This is a genomic window from uncultured Vibrio sp., from assembly GCF_947488985.1.
In the GTDB taxonomy this organism is placed as follows: domain Bacteria; phylum Pseudomonadota; class Gammaproteobacteria; order Enterobacterales; family Vibrionaceae; genus Vibrio.
The window spans coordinates 1-539 of the sequence record NZ_CANLBV010000284.1 but is presented as its reverse complement, the minus strand read 5'-3'; the positions used below and the strand labels follow the sequence as shown (position 1 = coordinate 539).

General features: G+C 42.3%; 1 pseudogene. It reads left to right on the top strand.

Annotation, left to right across the window (positions count from 1 at the left end):
* Positions 1–120 precede the first annotated feature (120 nt).
* Positions 121–465 (top strand): annotated as a pseudogene (locus tag Q1A70_RS20355) (biotin/lipoyl-binding protein); the annotation flags it as partial.
* Positions 466–539 lie beyond the last annotated feature (74 nt).

Below are 539 nucleotides of genomic sequence, written 5' to 3'. Positions count from 1 at the left end.
AGTGCGTTCAAGTTTATATCATGATGAAATGTCGATAGGATCAGAATTGAGAACGGGTAAGGGAGAAATCCTACAAGTTCGTTAAAGTTCGAGAGTGGATCAAGGAAAGGGGGCTATAACATGAAAATATTTAAATTGGCCACTGGACTGTCGTGTTTAGCATTGCTGACCGCTTGTGAAGATAAACAAGTCACCGAAATAGATACTACTCCTTTGGTGAAAGCGATTGAGATTACGGTGCTAGATTTCGATAACAAACTCTACTTCCCAGCAGTGGCAAATGCGGCAGAAAAAGCCCATCTTAGCTTTCGAGTTGCCGGTGAAATTAATAAGCTCGATGTTAAAGAAGGCACGCGCGTTCAAGCGGGCGATGTCATTGCAGAGCTCGACCCGACCGACTACCAGTTAGATATCGATAATGCTCAGGCAAGATACAACGTCGTTAACAGTCAATATCGACGTTCTAGGGCGTGTTGATCTTTCGTGAGTGTTTTTTGAATAGCATGGTAAAGAGTTATAATTTGCTTTGCCAAAAGTAA